The organism is Pseudomonas sp. S36 (assembly GCF_016647875.1).
GTDB classification, from domain to species: Bacteria; Pseudomonadota; Gammaproteobacteria; order Pseudomonadales; family Pseudomonadaceae; genus Aquipseudomonas; species Aquipseudomonas parafulva.
This window is the reverse complement of sequence record NZ_JACVVG010000073.1, coordinates 1-15,922: the sequence shown is the minus strand read 5'-3', so window position 1 is coordinate 15,922 and position 15,922 is coordinate 1. Positions and strand designations below refer to the sequence as shown.

General features: G+C 55.8%; 14 protein-coding genes. 6 read left to right on the top strand and 8 right to left on the bottom strand.

All coding sequences use genetic code 11. From position 1 onward, the window contains the following. The 7 genes from IAE36_RS22805 to flhA all read right to left on the bottom strand — a co-directional run. Positions 1-1,020, bottom strand: a 1,020-nt coding sequence (locus IAE36_RS22805; protein WP_201214894.1) for an Hpt domain-containing protein, incomplete at its 3' end; no start/stop codon positions are given. Positions 1,021-1,032: 12 nt separating this feature from the next. Beyond that, entirely contained in the window at positions 1,033-1,821 is a 789-nt protein-coding gene (locus IAE36_RS22800; RefSeq protein WP_028633448.1) for a protein phosphatase CheZ, read from the bottom strand. A gap of 20 nt (positions 1,822-1,841) precedes the next feature. Beyond that, positions 1,842-2,216, bottom strand: coding sequence for a chemotaxis response regulator CheY (locus tag IAE36_RS22795; RefSeq protein ID WP_161629585.1), 375 nt, complete (start codon positions 2,214-2,216; stop codon positions 1,842-1,844). A 105-nt stretch (positions 2,217-2,321) separates the two neighbouring features. Continuing rightward, on the bottom strand, positions 2,322-3,062 hold the full coding sequence (fliA, locus tag IAE36_RS22790; RefSeq protein WP_028633450.1) for an RNA polymerase sigma factor FliA: 741 nt from the start codon (positions 3,060-3,062) through the stop codon (positions 2,322-2,324). Then, a complete protein-coding gene (gene fleN / locus IAE36_RS22785) occupies positions 3,059-3,892 on the bottom strand; it encodes a flagellar synthesis regulator FleN (RefSeq protein WP_028633451.1) in 834 nt (277 codons plus the stop codon). Before fleN ends, fliA begins: the two co-directional genes overlap by 4 nt. 93 nt (positions 3,893-3,985) lie before the next feature. After that, complete coding sequence (gene flhF, locus IAE36_RS22780) at positions 3,986-5,293, bottom strand: flagellar biosynthesis protein FlhF (RefSeq protein ID WP_201164905.1); 1,308 nt, start codon at positions 5,291-5,293, stop codon at positions 3,986-3,988. An 11-nt stretch (positions 5,294-5,304) separates the two neighbouring features. Continuing rightward, positions 5,305-7,434, bottom strand: coding sequence for a flagellar biosynthesis protein FlhA (gene flhA, locus IAE36_RS22775; protein WP_201214893.1), 2,130 nt, complete (start codon positions 7,432-7,434; stop codon positions 5,305-5,307). Positions 7,435-8,032: 598 nt separating this feature from the next. On the opposite strand from flhA, the gene IAE36_RS22770 reads away from it, so the two are divergent. Continuing rightward, positions 8,033-8,722 (top strand): GntR family transcriptional regulator, encoded by a 690-nt coding sequence (locus IAE36_RS22770; protein ID WP_328804898.1) that lies wholly within the window; start codon positions 8,033-8,035, stop codon positions 8,720-8,722. Positions 8,723-8,725: 3 nt separating this feature from the next. On the opposite strand, the gene IAE36_RS22765 is transcribed toward IAE36_RS22770, so the two are convergent. Continuing rightward, complete coding sequence (locus IAE36_RS22765; protein ID WP_201214892.1) at positions 8,726-9,778, bottom strand: D-alanine--D-alanine ligase family protein; 1,053 nt, start codon at positions 9,776-9,778, stop codon at positions 8,726-8,728. 96 nt (positions 9,779-9,874) lie between these two features. Between IAE36_RS22765 and IAE36_RS22760 the strand changes: the two genes are divergently transcribed. Genes IAE36_RS22760 through IAE36_RS22740 form a run of 5 tightly spaced genes read left to right on the top strand, consistent with a single transcriptional unit; the run spans position 9,875 to position 15,650 of the window. Next, positions 9,875-11,506, top strand: coding sequence for a B12-binding domain/radical SAM domain-containing protein (locus tag IAE36_RS22760; RefSeq protein WP_201214891.1), 1,632 nt, complete (start codon positions 9,875-9,877; stop codon positions 11,504-11,506). Beyond that, positions 11,496-12,701 (top strand): PLP-dependent transferase, encoded by a 1,206-nt coding sequence (locus IAE36_RS22755; RefSeq protein WP_236409241.1) that lies wholly within the window; start codon positions 11,496-11,498, stop codon positions 12,699-12,701. The genes IAE36_RS22760 and IAE36_RS22755 overlap by 11 nt, the downstream gene beginning before the upstream one ends. Next, on the top strand, positions 12,701-13,600 hold the full coding sequence (locus IAE36_RS22750) for an LPD16 domain-containing protein (protein ID WP_201214890.1): 900 nt from the start codon (positions 12,701-12,703) through the stop codon (positions 13,598-13,600). The genes IAE36_RS22755 and IAE36_RS22750 overlap by 1 nt, the downstream gene beginning before the upstream one ends. After that, a complete protein-coding gene (locus IAE36_RS22745) occupies positions 13,590-14,744 on the top strand; it encodes a cysteine desulfurase family protein (RefSeq protein ID WP_201214889.1) in 1,155 nt (384 codons plus the stop codon). The genes IAE36_RS22750 and IAE36_RS22745 overlap by 11 nt, the downstream gene beginning before the upstream one ends. Next, on the top strand, positions 14,745-15,650 hold the full coding sequence (locus IAE36_RS22740) for a D-alanine--D-alanine ligase family protein (protein WP_201214888.1): 906 nt from the start codon (positions 14,745-14,747) through the stop codon (positions 15,648-15,650). It begins immediately after the preceding gene. The last annotated feature ends 272 nt before the right edge of the window (positions 15,651-15,922 follow it).

Genomic DNA, 15,922 nt, shown 5'->3' with positions numbered 1-15,922 from the left:
GGCTGGGGCTGGGGCGGGCTTGGCGGCAGCCGCAGGTGCCGCAGCGGCAGGCCTGGCGACAGGCGCTGGCTCGGCCTGGGCGGCAGGTGCCGGCTGCACCTTGGCCGGCGCTTCGGCAGCGGCCACCTCCCCGGTGAATTTGCCCTTGCCATGCAGTTGGTCCAGCAGCGCCTCGAATTCGTGCTCGCTGATTTCGTCACCCACCGCAGCCGTGGCCTCGGCAACCGGTGCCGGGGCTTTCGCGGCAGGCAAGGCATCGGCCTGGAAGGTGCCCTTGCCATGCAACTGGTCGAGCAGGGATTCGAACTCGGCATCGGTGATTTCGTCGCTGGCCGCCTGCTGGCTGGCAGGCGCAGGTGCAGCGGCCACTTCGGCGCTGAACTGGCCCTTGCCGTGCAACTGGTCGAGCAACGATTCGAATTCAGCGTCGGTGATGTCATCACCGCCCGCGCTCGCGGCTTCGCCTTGCACCTGTTCGGCGGCGGCCTGCGCCTTCACCGCATCCAGCGAATCGAGCAACTGCTCGAATTCGCTGTCGGTGATATCCGCGTCGGCTTCGGCCTCAGCCACAGGAGGCTGGGCCACCGGCTCGGGCGCTACCGCTGCAGGCGCCGGGGCCGGCGCTGCGGCACCCGGCTCGGCCAGCCGCGCCAGGGCGGCCAGCAGCTCGGGCGTTGCAGGCGTCACTTCGCTGCGCTCGCGCACCTGGCCAAACATGCTGTTGACGGTATCCAGTGCTTCAAGCACCACGTCCATCAATTCCGAGTCGACCCGGCGCTCACCTTTGCGCAACACGTCGAACACGTTCTCGGCGATGTGGCAGCACTCCACCAGCTCATTGAGCTGGAGGAAGCCGGCGCCCCCTTTTACAGTGTGGAAACCGCGAAAGATCGCATTGAGCAAGTCGGCATCGTCCGGTCGGCTTTCCAGCTCGACCAGTTGCTCGGACAGTTGCTCAAGTATTTCGCCGGCCTCTACCAGGAAATCCTGGAGGATTTCTTCATCGGCGCCGAAGCTCATCAAACGTGCTCCTTAAAAACCCAGGCTGGACAGCAGATCATCGACATCGTCCTGACCGGACACAACGTCTTCACGCTTATCGGCATGAATCTGCGGACCTTCACCCCGAGTCGGATGTTTTTCTCGATCTTTTTCTGCACGCAATTGATCTTGGTCATGCTGGATGCCGGCGAAGCGGTCCACCTGGCTGGCCATCATCACCAGTTTCAGCAGGTTGCTTTCCACTTCCGTCACCAGGGCAGTGACCCGTTTGATCACCTGCCCGGTCAGGTCCTGGTAGTCCTGGGCCAGCAGAATGTCATTCAGATGGCCAGCCACCTTGCGGTTGCCCTCAGCGCTGTGCGTCAAGAAACTGTCGACACGTTTGACTAGGTCGCGGAACTCCGTGGCGGCCACTTCGCGGCGCATGAAGCGCTGCCAGTCTGCGCTCAGGGCGTTGGCTTCGGTGGCCAGGCCGTTGAGCACCGGGGTGCTTTCTTCGACCAGGTCCATGGTGCGGTTGGCCGCGCCTTCGGTGAGCTTGACCACATAGGACAGGCGCTCGGTGGCGTCGGTAATCTGCGACACCTCTTCAGCCTGCGGGATGGTCGGGTCGATCTGGAAACTGACGATGGCGCTGTGCAGCTCACGGGTCAGCTTGCCAACTTCCTGGTACAAGCCGCGATCGCGGGTCTGGTTCAGCTCGTGAATCAGCTGCACCGCCTCGCCGAAACGGCCCCGCTCCAGGCTTTCTACCAGCTCCTGGGCATGCTTCTTGAGCGTGGATTCAAACTCGCCCAACGACGTTTGTGATGAATTCATGGCGCGCCCCCTGACGTGACTCAGCCGTTGACGCGTTCGAAGATCTTCTCGATCTTTTCTTTGAGAACCTGCGCGGTGAACGGCTTGACCACATAGCCGTTAACGCCGGCCTGGGCCGCTTCGATGATCTGGTCACGCTTGGCTTCAGCCGTCACCATCAGCACCGGCAAGGCCCTGAGCTTGTCGCTGGCGCGCACCTTGCGCAGCAGGTCGATACCCGACATGCCCGGCATGTTCCAGTCGGTCACCAGGAAGTCGTAGTGGCCGTTTTCCAGCATCGGCAGCGCCGTGGTGCCGTCATCGGCTTCTTCGGTGTTGCTGAACCCCAGGTCACGCAGCAGGTTCTTGATGATCCGCCGCATCGTCGAAAAGTCGTCGACGATGAGGATTTTCATGTTCTTGTCCAATTAGACCTCCAAGCAGTCTCAAACGCGCTCGGCCCCGAGCGCGCACTCAATCAATTCGGTACAACGTGGAAAACGACTACAACGACAGCGGGCTCAACGTGCCCGCCATTCCCCCAGACGGCTGCGCAAGCGCGCGGCGCATTGGCTGTGCAACTGGCTGACCCGCGATTCGCTGACACCAAGGACCTCGCCGATCTCCTTGAGGTTCAGCTCCTCGTCATAGTAAAGCGCCAGTACCAGGCGCTCACGCTCGGGCAGGTTAGCGATGGCATCGGCCAACGCAGCCTGGAAACGCTCGTCCTCCAGGCCACGGGCAGGCTCAGCCTGGCCACTGGCACCATCCTCATGCAGCCCTTCGTGCTCGCCGTCCTGCAACAGGTCGTCAAAACTGAACAGGCGACTGCCCAGGGTATCGTTCAAGATCCCGTAGTAATCATCGAGACTCAACTTGAGTTCGGCAGCAACTTCATGATCTTTAGCGTCACGGCCGGTTCTTGCTTCAACGGCGCGCATGGCATCACTGACCATGCGGGTGTTGCGGTGCACCGAACGCGGCGCCCAGTCACCCTTGCGCACCTCGTCGAGCATGGCCCCGCGGATGCGGATGCCGGCGTAGGTTTCGAAGCTGGCGCCCTTGCTGGCGTCGTATTTGTTGGCCACTTCCAGCAGCCCGATCATGCCGGCCTGGATCAGGTCCTCGACCTGGATGTTGGCTGGCAGCCGTGCCAGCAGGTGGTAGGCAATGCGCTTGACCAGCGGGGCGTAGCGCTCGATCAGCTGGTACTGCGCGTCCTTCGACGCGCGGCTGTACATCTTGAAGCCGCTGGCACTCATAGCACCGGACCCGCACTGGTGGGTTGCACCAGGCGCTCGACGAAGAACTCCAGGTGGCCGCGTGGGTTGGCTGGCAACGGCCAGGTGTCCACCTTCTGGGCGATGGCCTTGAAGGCCAGGGCGCATTTGGAGCGCGGGAAGGCTTCGTAGACCGCTCGCTGTTTCTGCACGGCCTTGCGCACGCATTCGTCGTAGGGCACGGCGCCCACGTATTGCAGGGCCACGTCCAGAAAACGGTCGGTAACCTTGGTCAGCTTGGCGAACAGGTTGCGCCCTTCCTGCGGGCTCTGCGCCATGTTGGCCAGCACGCGGAAGCGGTTCATGCCGTAGTCGCGGTTCAGCAGCTTGATCAGCGCATAGGCGTCGGTGATGGACGTGGGCTCGTCGCACACCACCAGCAGGACCTCCTGGGCGGCGCGGACAAAGCTGACCACCGAGTCACCAATACCGGCAGCTGTGTCGATCACCAGCACGTCAAGGTTGTCACCGATCTCGCTGAAGGCCTGGATAAGCCCCGCGTGCTGGGCGGGCGCCAGGTGCACCATGCTCTGGGTGCCCGAGGCGGCCGGTACGATACGCACGCCGCCTGGGCCCTGCAGCATCACATCGCGCAGCTCGCAGCGCCCCTCGATCACGTCTGCGAGGGTGCGTTTGGGGGTGAGGCCCAGCAGGACGTCGACATTGGCCAGGCCCAGGTCGGCGTCCAGCAGCATGACCCTGCGGCCCAGTTCGGCCAGTGCCAGGGACAGGTTCACTGAAACGTTGGTCTTGCCGACGCCACCTTTGCCGCCGGTCACGGCGATCACCTGTACGGGATGCATGCTACCCATGTCTGTTCTTTACCTTGTCTCGCTGGGACTCAGGCCACACGAAGGGCAATTCTGCGTGCCCCTTGGCATAGCTACCTTGCACACACTTCATGTTCAACCCACTCGCCGAGGGTTGTGGTAGAGATCAGCGAACATGTCGGCCATGGCCTCTTCGCTGGGCTCATCCTGCTGTTGCACACTGACCGCCCGGGTGACCAACTGGTGCCCGCGTGGCAGGTGAAGATCGTCCGGAATGCGCGGCCCATCGGTCAGATAGGCCACCGGCAGCCGGTAACTGATGGCAAGGCTCAGCACATCGCCAAGGCTTGCCGATTCATCAAGTTTGGTCAGGATGCAACCGGCCAGGCCACAGCGGCTGTAGCTGTGGTAGGCGGCGGTGAGCACCTGCTTCTGGCTGGTGGTGGCCAGCACCAGGTAATTCTTCGCGGCGATGCCCCGCCCTGCCAGGGTTTCGAGCTGCATGCGCAGGGCCGGGTCGCTGGCCTGCAGGCCAGCGGTGTCGATGAGCACCACGCGCTTGCGCAGCAGCGGCTCCAGCGCCGCCGCCAGGGACTGACCGGGGTCGACGTAGGTGACCGGCACGTTGAGGATGCGGCCCAGGGTTTTGAGCTGCTCCTGGGCGCCAATGCGAAAACTGTCCATGCTCACCAGCGCCAGGTTGTTCGCGCCGTACTTGAGCACATAGCGTGCGGCCAGCTTGGCCAGGGTGGTGGTCTTGCCCATGCCGGCCGGGCCGACCACGGCAATCACACCGCCCGCCTCGATCGGCTCCACCTCCGGGATATCGATCATGCGTGCCAGGTGCGCCAGCAGCATGCGCCAGGCATGGCGCGGCTCCTCAATCTCGCCGGTCAGCGCCAGCAGCTCCCGGGCGATCGGCCCGGACAGGCCCAGGCGCTGCAGCCGGCGCCACAGCGTAGCCTGTTGCGGCTTGCTGCCTTGCAGCTGGGTCCACGCCAGTGAGCCCAGTTGCACTTCGAGCAACTGGCGCAGGCCCGAAAGCTCGGAGCGCATAGCATCGAACAGGCGCGGGTCTACCGAAGCCTGGGCGGGGGCAGCGGCCGGCTGAGGGGCATCCACATGGGGTTCAACCAGCGGTTCGGCAGCGGTCAACGATTGCCCGGCAAACAATTGGCGGTTGCTCTCGCTGTTGTCCTGACGCTGGTCGAGCTCGGCCTGAACCGTGGCAATGCGCGAGTGGGTCTTGCGCAGTTCTTCTTCAAGCTCGGCATTGGGCACCCGCGGTGCCAGGGCGGACAATTTGTAGTCGAGCGCCGCCGTCAGCTCGACACCGCCGGCAATGCGGCGGTTACCGATGATGGCCGCATCAGCGCCCAGCTCATCGCGAACCAGCTTCATGGCCTGACGCATATCAGCAGCGAAAAATCGCTTAACTTGCATTATCCACTACCTCAGCCGTTAGGGCCCACGGTGGCAACGATGGTGACTTGCTTGTTGTCAGGAATTTCCTGATACGCCAGCACGTGCAGGTTCGGTACAGCCAGCCGGCCAAAACGCGAGAGCATGGCGCGGATCGGGCCGGCGACCAGGAGGATGGCCGGTTGGCCCTGCATCTCCTGACGCTGGGCGGCTTCGATCAGCGAACGCTGCAGCTTTTCGGCCATGCTCGGCTCCAGAAGAACACCGTCTTCCTGACCTTGCCCGGCCCGTTGCAGACTATTGAGCAAAATCTGTTCCAACCTGGGCTCAAGGGTGATCACAGGCAGCTCGGACTCAACGCCTACAATGCTTTGCACGATGGCGCGACACAATCCGACGCGCACTGCCGCCACCAGCGCGGCGGTATCTTGACTCTTGGCCGCATTGTTGGCGATGGACTCGGCAATGCTGCGAATGTCCCGCACCGGCACCTGCTCTGACAACAACGCCTGCAATACCTTCAACAGCCCCGACAAGGAAATGACACCCGGCACCAGTTCTTCAGCCAGTTTAGGTGAAGCCTTGGCCAGTACCTGCAGCAGCTGCTGAACTTCTTCGTGGCCGATCAGTTCGTGGCAGTGTTTCTGCAGGATCTGGTTAAGGTGGGTGGCCACCACGGTGCTGGCATCTACCACGGTGTAGCCCAGTGACTGCGCCTGGGAGCGCTGGCCCACATCGATCCACACCGCTTCCAGGCCGAAGGCCGGGTCACGGGCGGCGATGCCGTTGAGGGTGCCAAACACCTGGCCGGGGTTGATGGCCAGCTCGCGGTCCGGGTAGATCTCGGCTTCGGCCAGGATCACGCCCATGAGGGTCAGGCGATAGGCACTGGGCTGCAGGTCGAGGTTGTCGCGAATATGCACGGTGGGCATGAGGAAGCCCAGGTCCTGGGACAACTTCTTGCGCACGCCCTTGATACGCGCCAGCAACTGCCCGCCCTGGTTGCGGTCCACCAGGGGGATCAGGCGGTAGCCCACCTCCAGGCCGATCATGTCGATCGGGGTGACGTCGTCCCAGCCCAGTTCCTTGGTTTCGGCTGCGCGCTGTGGCGAGGGCAGCAGGTCTTGTTGGCGTTGCGCTTCCTGCACCGCCAGCTGTTTGGTTTTCTGCTGCTTTTTCCAGACCAAGTAGGCGCCACCGCCGGCCATCAGGCCAAGGCTGAGGAAGGCGACATGGGGCATGCCGGGTACCAGGCCCATGACGATCATCAGCCCCCCCGACACCGCCAGTGCCTTGGGCGAGTCGAACATCTGCCGGTTGATCAGCCTGCCCATGTCCTCGGAGCCCGAAGCGCGGGTAACCATGATGGCGGCGGCAGTGGACAGCAACAGCGATGGCAACTGCGCCACCAAACCGTCACCGATGGTCAACAGGGCGTACACCTTACCGGCGTCACCGAAGCTCATGCCATGCTGCAGCATGCCGATCAGCATGCCGCCGATCAGGTTGATGAACAGAATCAGCAGACCGGCAATGGCGTCACCGCGCACGAACTTGCTGGCACCGTCCATCGAGCCGTAGAACTCGGCCTCCTGGGCCACCTCGCTACGGCGCGCCTTGGCCTGGGCCTGATCGATCAGGCCAGCGTTGAGGTCGGCGTCGATTGCCATCTGCTTGCCGGGCATGGCGTCCAGGGTGAACCGCGCACTGACCTCGGAGATACGCCCCGCGCCCTTGGTCACCACCACGAAGTTGATGATCATGAGGATGGCGAACACCACGGCACCGACCACGTAGTTGCCGCCGATCACCACCTCGCCAAAGGCCTGGATCACCTTGCCCGCAGCGCCATGGCCCTCCTGGCCATGCAGCATCACCACCCGGGTGGAGGCCACGTTCAGGGCCAGGCGCAGCAGTGTGGCCACCAGCAGGATGGTGGGGAACGCAGCGAAGTCGAGCGGGCGCAGGGCGTAAACGCACACCAGCAGCACCACGATCGACAGGGCGATGTTGAAGGTGAAGAACACGTCCAGCAGGAACGGCGGGATCGGCAGCATCATCATTGCCAGCATCACCAGCAACAAAATCGGCACGCCCAGGTTGCCCCGGCCAAGCCCGGCCAGGTTGTGGCGGGCGTTGCTGATTAACTGAGTGCGATCCACCGCGAGTCCTCTTGATGCAAAACTTTGACGCCAGATGGGCGCCTGGCGCTGGCATTGCAAGAAGCTTTCCAACTTTGGGGGGCTGAGAGATAAATCGGTTTGTCCCAGCACAGGGACTGAAATGCATGACCTATCGATGACCGCCACCGTATAAAAGCGAGGTTTGCATGGATGAAACCCATGGTGACGGTCGGACAAGGTCACTGCATCACTCCGGCCAACAGCGTGGGACGCCAGTAGCGGGAGCCATCAGGGTTCTGCATTTCCCCGTCGAGATGAATGGGCATTGCGATGAGCATGCCCTGACGGGGCCCGCAGCCGAGAGCCGTTGCCACGCAGCGTTGACATTCTCAAAGCTTATCGTACGACGTTTTGAATGACTCAATCCTCACCCAGAGGTAAAGACGCGCCGCGGACTGTAGATGCCTCGACTTAATGCTTAACATGCAAGCTCGCCCAACGCAGGATGCTAAAGACATTGGAACATCGCTGACGTTGAAGCCATCCAATCCGTTATATAGAAACGCCCGTGAAGATGGCTGAGGTGTCAGCGTTGTGCTACCTTCGGCATGCTTTTATAACGATCTCGGAGATTAGCGTGTCCCCGCTTCCTGACAGCTTCACAGTGCCAACAGGTTATCAGCAAAAAACCGCGATGGCGTTTGTTGCTGACTCACTTCGCAATGGCATCCTTTCAGGCAAGATTCCAGAGGGTGCACAATTGCGCCAAGATGAATTAGCGGCCAAATTCGGTGTAAGCCGCATGCCGATCCGTGATGCTATAAGACAACTCGAAGCGGAAGGATTGGTTACCACCGAGCGCAACAAAGGTGCGTTTGTCTCCGTTATGACGATTGACGATGTGGTCGAGATTTACGACATGCGCATCATGGCAGAAACGACTGCATTGGACTTTGGGTTTGGCGACATTTCCAATGAAGATATCTTGGAGATGGAAAAATGCATCCAAGCAATGGCTACCCAGCGAGATCCCCACACGCTAGGCGAGCTAAATGAGCAATTTCACAATTTTCTGTACGCGCGGTCAAAACGCCCTCGGCTGCTGGCACTCATAAAGTCGCTTCATCAAGCCGTCGACAGACACCTCCGTTTTTTGCTCAGCAACTTGGACTATCATCAGAAATCCGAAGAGGACCATTTGACCATTCTCGAGGCTTGCCGTAGGGGGAACCGTGAATTAGCCAAACACGTGTTACGGCACCACCTAGAAGCAGGAAGAGATGAGATCGTTAACTTCCTGAGACGCCAACAGGGCATTAACTCGTAGCAGTCAAGGTTCCGACGATACCTTGATCACAGCGCTGACCAACTCGTCTACGATGCTTTCAAGCGAATACCCTGTGGCTTGGAACATTTTAGGGTACATGCTTGCTTGGGTGAACCCGGGCAATGTGTTCACTTCATTCAGAATGAGTTCATCATTGTTCTGAAGGAAAAAATCGATCCTGGCCAAGCCTGTCAGGCCCAAGCATCGGAATACCTCCAAAGACAGCTGTTGGATGCTCATGGACAGCGTCAAAGAGACAGGGCTAGGCACAAGCAGCGTCGAGGGCTGATGAGCAGTGTACTTGGCATCGTAGTTATAAAAATCATGGCCAGTGACGGGCACAATTTCACCGGGCAGTGATGCAATGGCTCGCCCACGCCGCTCTAGGATTCCACACTCAATTTCCCTGCCTTTGATCTCTTTTTCCACGATCACCTTTGGATCCAGGTGTCGAGCCGCCGCGTAAGCCTCACGGTATTCGGACTCGCAGGTCACTCGCGCCACACCAATGGAAGATCCAGAAGTGGCAGGCTTCACGAAGAGCACCTCTCCGCCCAGGGAATCTAACAACCAAGCCCAGGGGTGCATCTCATAACCCACAATCCAGGGAGCCACCTTGATCCCCGCTGCGCTTACGAGTCGCTTGGTGACGTCTTTGTCCATGGAAACCGCAGAGCCGAGTATTCCCGAGCCGACGCACGGAATACCACACATAGCACTCAGCCCCTGGATCGCACCGTCTTCCCCATACAGTCCATGAAGTGCCGGAAAAATCAGGTCGACCGCGATTTCTTCTGAAGCAGATCCCGGGCCTGAATGGATCAACGCTGACCTACCAGGCTGCAGCGTCAGTACAGGTGCAGTTGTGTCCACCTCCGCCGGGAACTCACGTGGTCGGCCTTGGTAACGCCATACGCCGGTCCTGTCGATTCCAACGCAATGAACTGAGTGACCCAGAGAAATCAGGGCCTGGTGAAGGTTGCGGGCCGACATGAGAGATACGGTGTGCTCAGTGCTTCGTCCACCAAAAATTAGCGCAATAACATTTTGTTTCATTTTAGATCTCCAGATACGGTTTGGCTCGGCTACTGTATCCAATATCCAATAAAGCGCAATGGCACGGACGCCTTTTCTGAACGAAATGGATGATCTATGCCCTTGTCTACCTCACCCACCTCCTCCACCAACAATCCTGTCTCTCGATGCTCTGGCCGGGCGTACAGCCGCCAGATCCGGGCCGTCGCTGTTTCAGCTCCCGAGTCTCCGAAGGGCGCAAAATCCACCCGAGCCTTGAACAGCTGCGAGCCTGTCAGCCTATTTAATGCCTGCAGGCACGCAGCGTATATGGCGCAAATCGGAGCAAGCGCTTGGGCATACAGCAGTTGGGCCATGGGACGCAAAGAAGCAAGAGATTGTTTTATGCTCATGTATTCCTTAGATGACGTGCCGGCATTCGAGGCGTTACTGCTCGCACAAAAACCTAACTTAGTTTTAATCGGGGCCATGACGTTATGCATGCCAGGTGCTGTGCATTGTGCCCAGCGGGTTCGGGAGCTGTTGGGGACAAGCGCTTTGATTGTTCTGGGCGGGCGCCACGTCAATGAGACGCTTTATTTAGACAATGAAAAGACAAGAAACTCGATGACAGTGAGGCACCATAAAGCTTCTCCAGGAAGACTCATCCGAGAGCACAAAATTCCTCCTCTTTTCGACATCATTATTTCAGGGGAAGGTGAATTAGTTATTACCGCAATCGGTGAAGCGTTGGCGCGATCCAAGGAAGTCAACGTAAAAAATATTGCCGAACTTCTGGAAACCGACATCCCTGGCTTATGGATAGCAGATTTCCCCGGCATTGACACCACACTCGCTAGCTGCGGTGTACGGCTCGATCAAAACCAACTGCCATCAGCGATCAAGGCTTTTGGAGTTCAAAGCTCTTTCAACGTATTTAAAGGCCGGCTAACTTCTCATGTTTTCAGTTACACCGGGCGGGGCTGCTTCTACGACTGTGCTTTTTGTAGTGAGCGCCGTAGTGTCGCGGGCAGTATCACTGACGCCCATGGTGCAAACTCACGAGTCTATGAACAATTTCAGGAAACTGTTTTAATTAGCCAAAGTGACCCGCACCGACGTAAAGCAAGTGCATTCGTAGAAGACTCGATTTTTTTGAACGGCAGCCCTGCCCAGATAAACGCCTTGTGTGAACGCCTGGAGTTAAACCCTCTGGATCTTGTATTCGGAGGGCAATTTACAATTGATCTGATTATACAGCGTCGACACTTGATTGAGCGACTTGCATCTAACGGCTTGAGCTATGTGTTCCTTGGCTTAGAAACATTAGAGCCTCAAGAAATTGGCGGCATAAGCAAAGATATCGGCCGCGCTCATTCTTCTTGGCAGCAGCGATTCCTAGAAGCGTTAGACGTGTTGATTGATCAACATATATCTTGCGGTTGCGCGCTACTTTTCGGCCTTGGAGAAACTCAAGTCAGTCGCGAACACTTGCTGAAGTTACTCATAGCGCTAAAGAAAAGGACCGGACAGCCTGTTACGTTGAGCGCTAATTGGGCAGTGCAACATCCGCTCAAGAGTTGCCCGGAAAGTCAAAAACTTGACTATTTACAGTGGGGTACACCAGCAGGTGAGCTCCTTGATCTCTTTCATAGGTTCGGCGAAGCATCCCTATTTTACCCTATTGACGGCGTTGCACCTCCGCAGCTTGACGAAGTCGTCGCGATTATCGAGCAATTAGATGAATTCGAGGTCTTGAATGAACATTGATCGCTCGACCTTATTTGCTCAAGGAGGAATATTTCCAGTTGGAGATATGTACTCCCTGCAAACACCCTCAATGGAAAGCACAACATACATTACAAACACCCCTGATCGACTTCTTCCAATTGATGCAGAAAGCTTAGTAGCCAATTACGACTCTCCGTTTGAGGGGCTTTACTATGGAGGGGTCGACACGCCTACCACCAAGCAAGCTGCTCATCAAATCGCGCAAATGGAAAAAGGTGAACATGCTGTATTGACGCCATCAGGGCAAAGCGCTTTACATCTTTTATTGCTTGCACTCCTCAAACCTGGTGATCACGTCCTTGTGGGCGATACCGTCATTTATACAACACGCTGGCTTCTTGAGTATTTCAACCAAAAAGGTATAGTGGTCGAATACTTTGCCCCCCAAGAAGCACATGTACTGCGCACGAAACTGAGAAGCCATACTCGCGTCGTCCTTTGGGAAACGCCAGGGGCTTATACTTACGAGCTAATCGATTCAGCTGCGATTATTGAGGCCTGCAACCATCACCCCACATTAATGGTGGTAGATAACACCTGGTCCGCATCCACCTTCTCATTTCCTTTAGAAATGAACGTCGACATCTGCATTTTATCTCTGAGCAAATCGCTCGCCGCAGTCGAAGGGGTATCTTTGGGGGCTCTCATCACCCGCAGACCTGAAATCTTCAAAATTTTTAAGCAAACCTCTGCATTGATAGGTAACCATGTTAGTTCACACGTTTGTGCTGCAGCCCTACGCTCGATAAGTACGCTGGCAGCGCGACTGCACGTTCAACAGCTCTCAACCTTAGCCGTAATAAAGTATCTTGAAATGCAGCATTCAGTAGTGAAGGTGCTACACCCTTTGGTACAGCATTCAGTATCTGAACTGGCAAAGTACTCCATCGACGGGTACAACAGCCTCATCACGGTACAGCTGACTCATGAAAAAAAAACATTAGTGCGACAACTCGGTCTGCTACGAGTAATACGAATTGGTTACGGCTGGGGCGGAACAGTTAGCCTTGCAACGCCAATCGTAATGGATAACAACTCCTCTGCACAGCGTATGAACATAACCGGTACATGCATTCGCCTCTACATCGGCCTCGAGCATCCCAATGATTTGATTTCAGATTTACGCCGCGCGTTTTTCGACACTTCATCATCTCTCAGAAAGGTAGACCAGTGATGAGCACTATTCACACAGATGACCGCTATGTTTTCTCTGAAGACCAGCTCCTCACAGAAGTTTTCAAGTTCGCTGACACTTCTAGATTTGGGGACTTGCATATCATGTGTGGGCATTTTATGCTTTTTTTTGACTCATGTCATAACACACTATTACCTGGCATATTCGAAGATATCTCGCACGAGCCTCTGAGATCAATTGTCAAAGATCGAGTGGGTATTTTTCCCTCTTACTCATGGGATTTAGGCGTTAGGATTTCAGACATCTACACTGAAATTAACAATCTCCCTGCCTCTCTAATCTTACTGATAAACGACTGGCAATACACTCCGACAAGAGAAGCTTCTGAAGACTTACGAGGTTATTTTTACTCAACCTTTGACGCGCTACCTGAACGGTATGAAGATACTCTCAAGCGCAGCTCATTCACCGACCTTAGAAATATATCTGCAAGCAGAAAACATTCTCTGTGTTTTCCCGAGACCTGGTTGAAAAATCGTTTTCAGAACGAGGCCTCGCGTTTAGTGAAACAAGGAAAGCTTCAGAGCCGGTATCTTCCAGACAAGCCTTACATGTCTGAAATTTCTTTTACAGACTCAATGGGTGACGTATTACCGCTGGTGTCATGTGGCATGACAGCTTGTGCGGGCGAGATCACAGAAATGATTTCTGAAATTTACAAAAATGGCGCTCGCCAGCTCGTGCTATTAGCACCCACCGAATGTCACAACGCTATTCGCAGAGGTGTAGAAATCGCGTTAGCCCTCTATAAATTTGAACCGATGAAAATATTGGTTGCTGACCTGGGAGGTGCTGGCGAATCCACAGAAGAGGAAATCTATGGTCGCGGCGTTCATGTGGCAACGTACTCAACAATGGATCCCAACAATGAAGAATAAAAAACTCATTTATCTCGACACTGCCGCGACAACTCCGTGCACGAATGAAGTGATCAACGCAATGATCTCATACTTCGCTGACCACTACGGTAACGCTTCTTCAAGCCATGTAATGGGCAGGCGTGCGAGAATAGCCATTCAAGAAGCAACCCGCCATATATCAAAGCTCATAAACTGCTCCCCCTCCGAGATCATTTATACTGCAGGCGCCACTGAGAGTAACAACCTGGTAGTTTTAGGCTGCGCCGAACCAGGCAGCAATATAATAATCAGCCCTATAGATCATAAGTCTGTACTGGCCTCAGCTGAAGAAATTAAAGCACGAGGCGTTGAAGTAAGGAGAATGAATGTAGACGCCACAGGCAGGATCGATATCGATCACCTAGCACGGCTTATTGACTCATCAACCAGGCTGATTTCACTGTCCTACGTCAACTCAGAAATTGGCACATACCAAAGCCTAGCTGGCGTGCGTAAAGCCATGAAAACATGCAATGCCCTATTACATATTGATGCCTCCCAAGCACTGGGTAAACTACCAATAGATGTGAGGCGCTCGGGGATCGACTGCGCATCCTTTTCCGCGCACAAAGTGGGTGGGCCTAAGGGAATAGGAGCACTGTATATCTCGTTACAATCATGGCGTAGATTCCGACCGATCACTTTCGGGGGCGGGCAATCTGCACTGCGCAGCGGCACGCTTCCTACACCGCTGATTGTGGGGTTTGGGGCAGCAGCAAAATTCATGGCCAAGCAGAATCTACGTTCTGCATGGAAATCTGCAGTTGCAAAAAGACGCCTCATCCTAGATATTTTTCGTGAGCAAGGTATCCAATATGAGCTTAATTCGCCAACTACTCATTCTGCGCCCTATATCCTGAACTTATCAATCCCTGGAGTACGCTCTGAGACACTGATCAGCTGCCTAGCTGACGTCTGTATATCCTCTGGCTCAGCCTGTAATTCTCAAAATTTGTCTCCGTCGCACGTCATTACGGGGATTGGCTACAGTGTAGATCGCGCTGAGTGCGCCATTAGAATTTCGTACAACGCAGACATTGACGTCATTGAACTACGTGCAGGTGTTGAAGCGATCGCTTCCACGTTAAAACTTTTAGTCAAACTAACCAAGGAACATCTATAAATGAGCGAAAATATCGCAATCATCACTGGTGGCAATTCCTCTGAGCGCGAGGTCGCAGAGCAGACCGCAGAGACAGTATCTCAATCGTTATCAAGACAACACATCCACCACCAATTGTTTAACATCACCAGCATCAATGATCTTTACCAGCTAGATCTAACCTCTTTCACAAGAGTTTTTCTTGCCTTGCATGGAGGTTTTGGAGAAAATGGACAAGCGCAATCATATTTAGACTTCCTAGGCATTACCTACAATGGCCCTTCGCCAACTTCCAGCTCTATCTGCATGGACAAGATCCTGACCAAGCTAGTTGCAAGAGGTCTCCACATTAACGTCCCACGTTATGTCGAAATAACTGATACCTCTTTGTCTTATGAAGAGATTGCAGGAGCGCTCGGCACAAAACTGATCGTAAAACCTGTAAGAGAAGGTTGCAGCTTCGGCGTTTCACTGATCGAAAATAGTCCGGACGCGTTCTATAAAGCGAGGCAACATGCACTTAGCTTCAACGCGGGCATCCTAGCTGAAGAATACATACCTGGACGTGAGCTGTCCGTGTGTTTCCTCGCAGGGGAACTGTTACCTTCTTTTCAACTCGATTTTCAAACACCTTTCTTTTCCTATGACGCTAAATTCTCCTCTCCCCACACCACTGCCTCACTCATTGATTTAAAGCCCTCCACTCAAGGTGTACTTCAAAGAAATTGTAAACTTATTGCGCACACTCTGGAGCTTGATTATTTCAGGGCAGACGTAATCATACATGATGACCTACCGTATCTTATTGAGCTGAACACGCTTCCTGGCTTAACCAGCCATAGCCTATTCCCTAAGGCCTGCATGGCCTACGGGTGGAATTTTGACGAACTCATCCTCTATCTCAATAACCTAGTACCAGCTAAATAGATGAAAATTCCCTTCGGCCTTGACCGTATTATCTGGTGCGGACTCGAGGCCTTTTCTCCGTCCCCCACTCACTGCATCGCGAGCTTTGCTCGCTCCTACGCTTATTTCTGGCCAATCAGGCCTGTGCGATTTGCGCGTGGCCCCTTGGCGCATGACGCGACATCGCGCCGTACCCACAAGGCAGTCGCGCGCGCCTGTCATAGGCGTGACTGGCCCGAAACAAGCGTAGGAGCGAGCAAAGCTCGCGATGCCCCCCGCGGGCGGCGCTCCGT

Bases quoted from the DNA above. Each gene is read 5' to 3' on its own strand.
- fleN (WP_028633451.1), bottom strand. From the start codon at position 3,892: ATGGGTAGCATGCATCCCGTACAGGTGATCGCCGTGACCGGCGGCAAA.
- IAE36_RS22765 (WP_201214892.1), bottom strand. From the start codon at position 9,778: ATGAAACAAAATGTTATTGCGCTAATTTTTGGTGGACGAAGCACTGAG.
- IAE36_RS22755 (WP_236409241.1), top strand. From the start codon at position 11,496: ATGAACATTGATCGCTCGACCTTATTTGCTCAAGGAGGAATATTTCCA.
- flhF (WP_201164905.1), bottom strand. From the start codon at position 5,293: ATGCAAGTTAAGCGATTTTTCGCTGCTGATATGCGTCAGGCCATGAAG.
- IAE36_RS22750 (WP_201214890.1), top strand. From the start codon at position 12,701: ATGAGCACTATTCACACAGATGACCGCTATGTTTTCTCTGAAGACCAG.
- IAE36_RS22800 (WP_028633448.1), bottom strand. From the start codon at position 1,821: ATGAATTCATCACAAACGTCGTTGGGCGAGTTTGAATCCACGCTCAAG.
- IAE36_RS22745 (WP_201214889.1), top strand. From the start codon at position 13,590: ATGAAGAATAAAAAACTCATTTATCTCGACACTGCCGCGACAACTCCG.
- IAE36_RS22740 (WP_201214888.1), top strand. From the start codon at position 14,745: ATGAGCGAAAATATCGCAATCATCACTGGTGGCAATTCCTCTGAGCGC.
- IAE36_RS22760 (WP_201214891.1), top strand. From the start codon at position 9,875: ATGCCCTTGTCTACCTCACCCACCTCCTCCACCAACAATCCTGTCTCT.
- IAE36_RS22795 (WP_161629585.1), bottom strand. From the start codon at position 2,216: ATGAAAATCCTCATCGTCGACGACTTTTCGACGATGCGGCGGATCATC.
- fliA (WP_028633450.1), bottom strand. From the start codon at position 3,062: ATGAGTGCCAGCGGCTTCAAGATGTACAGCCGCGCGTCGAAGGACGCG.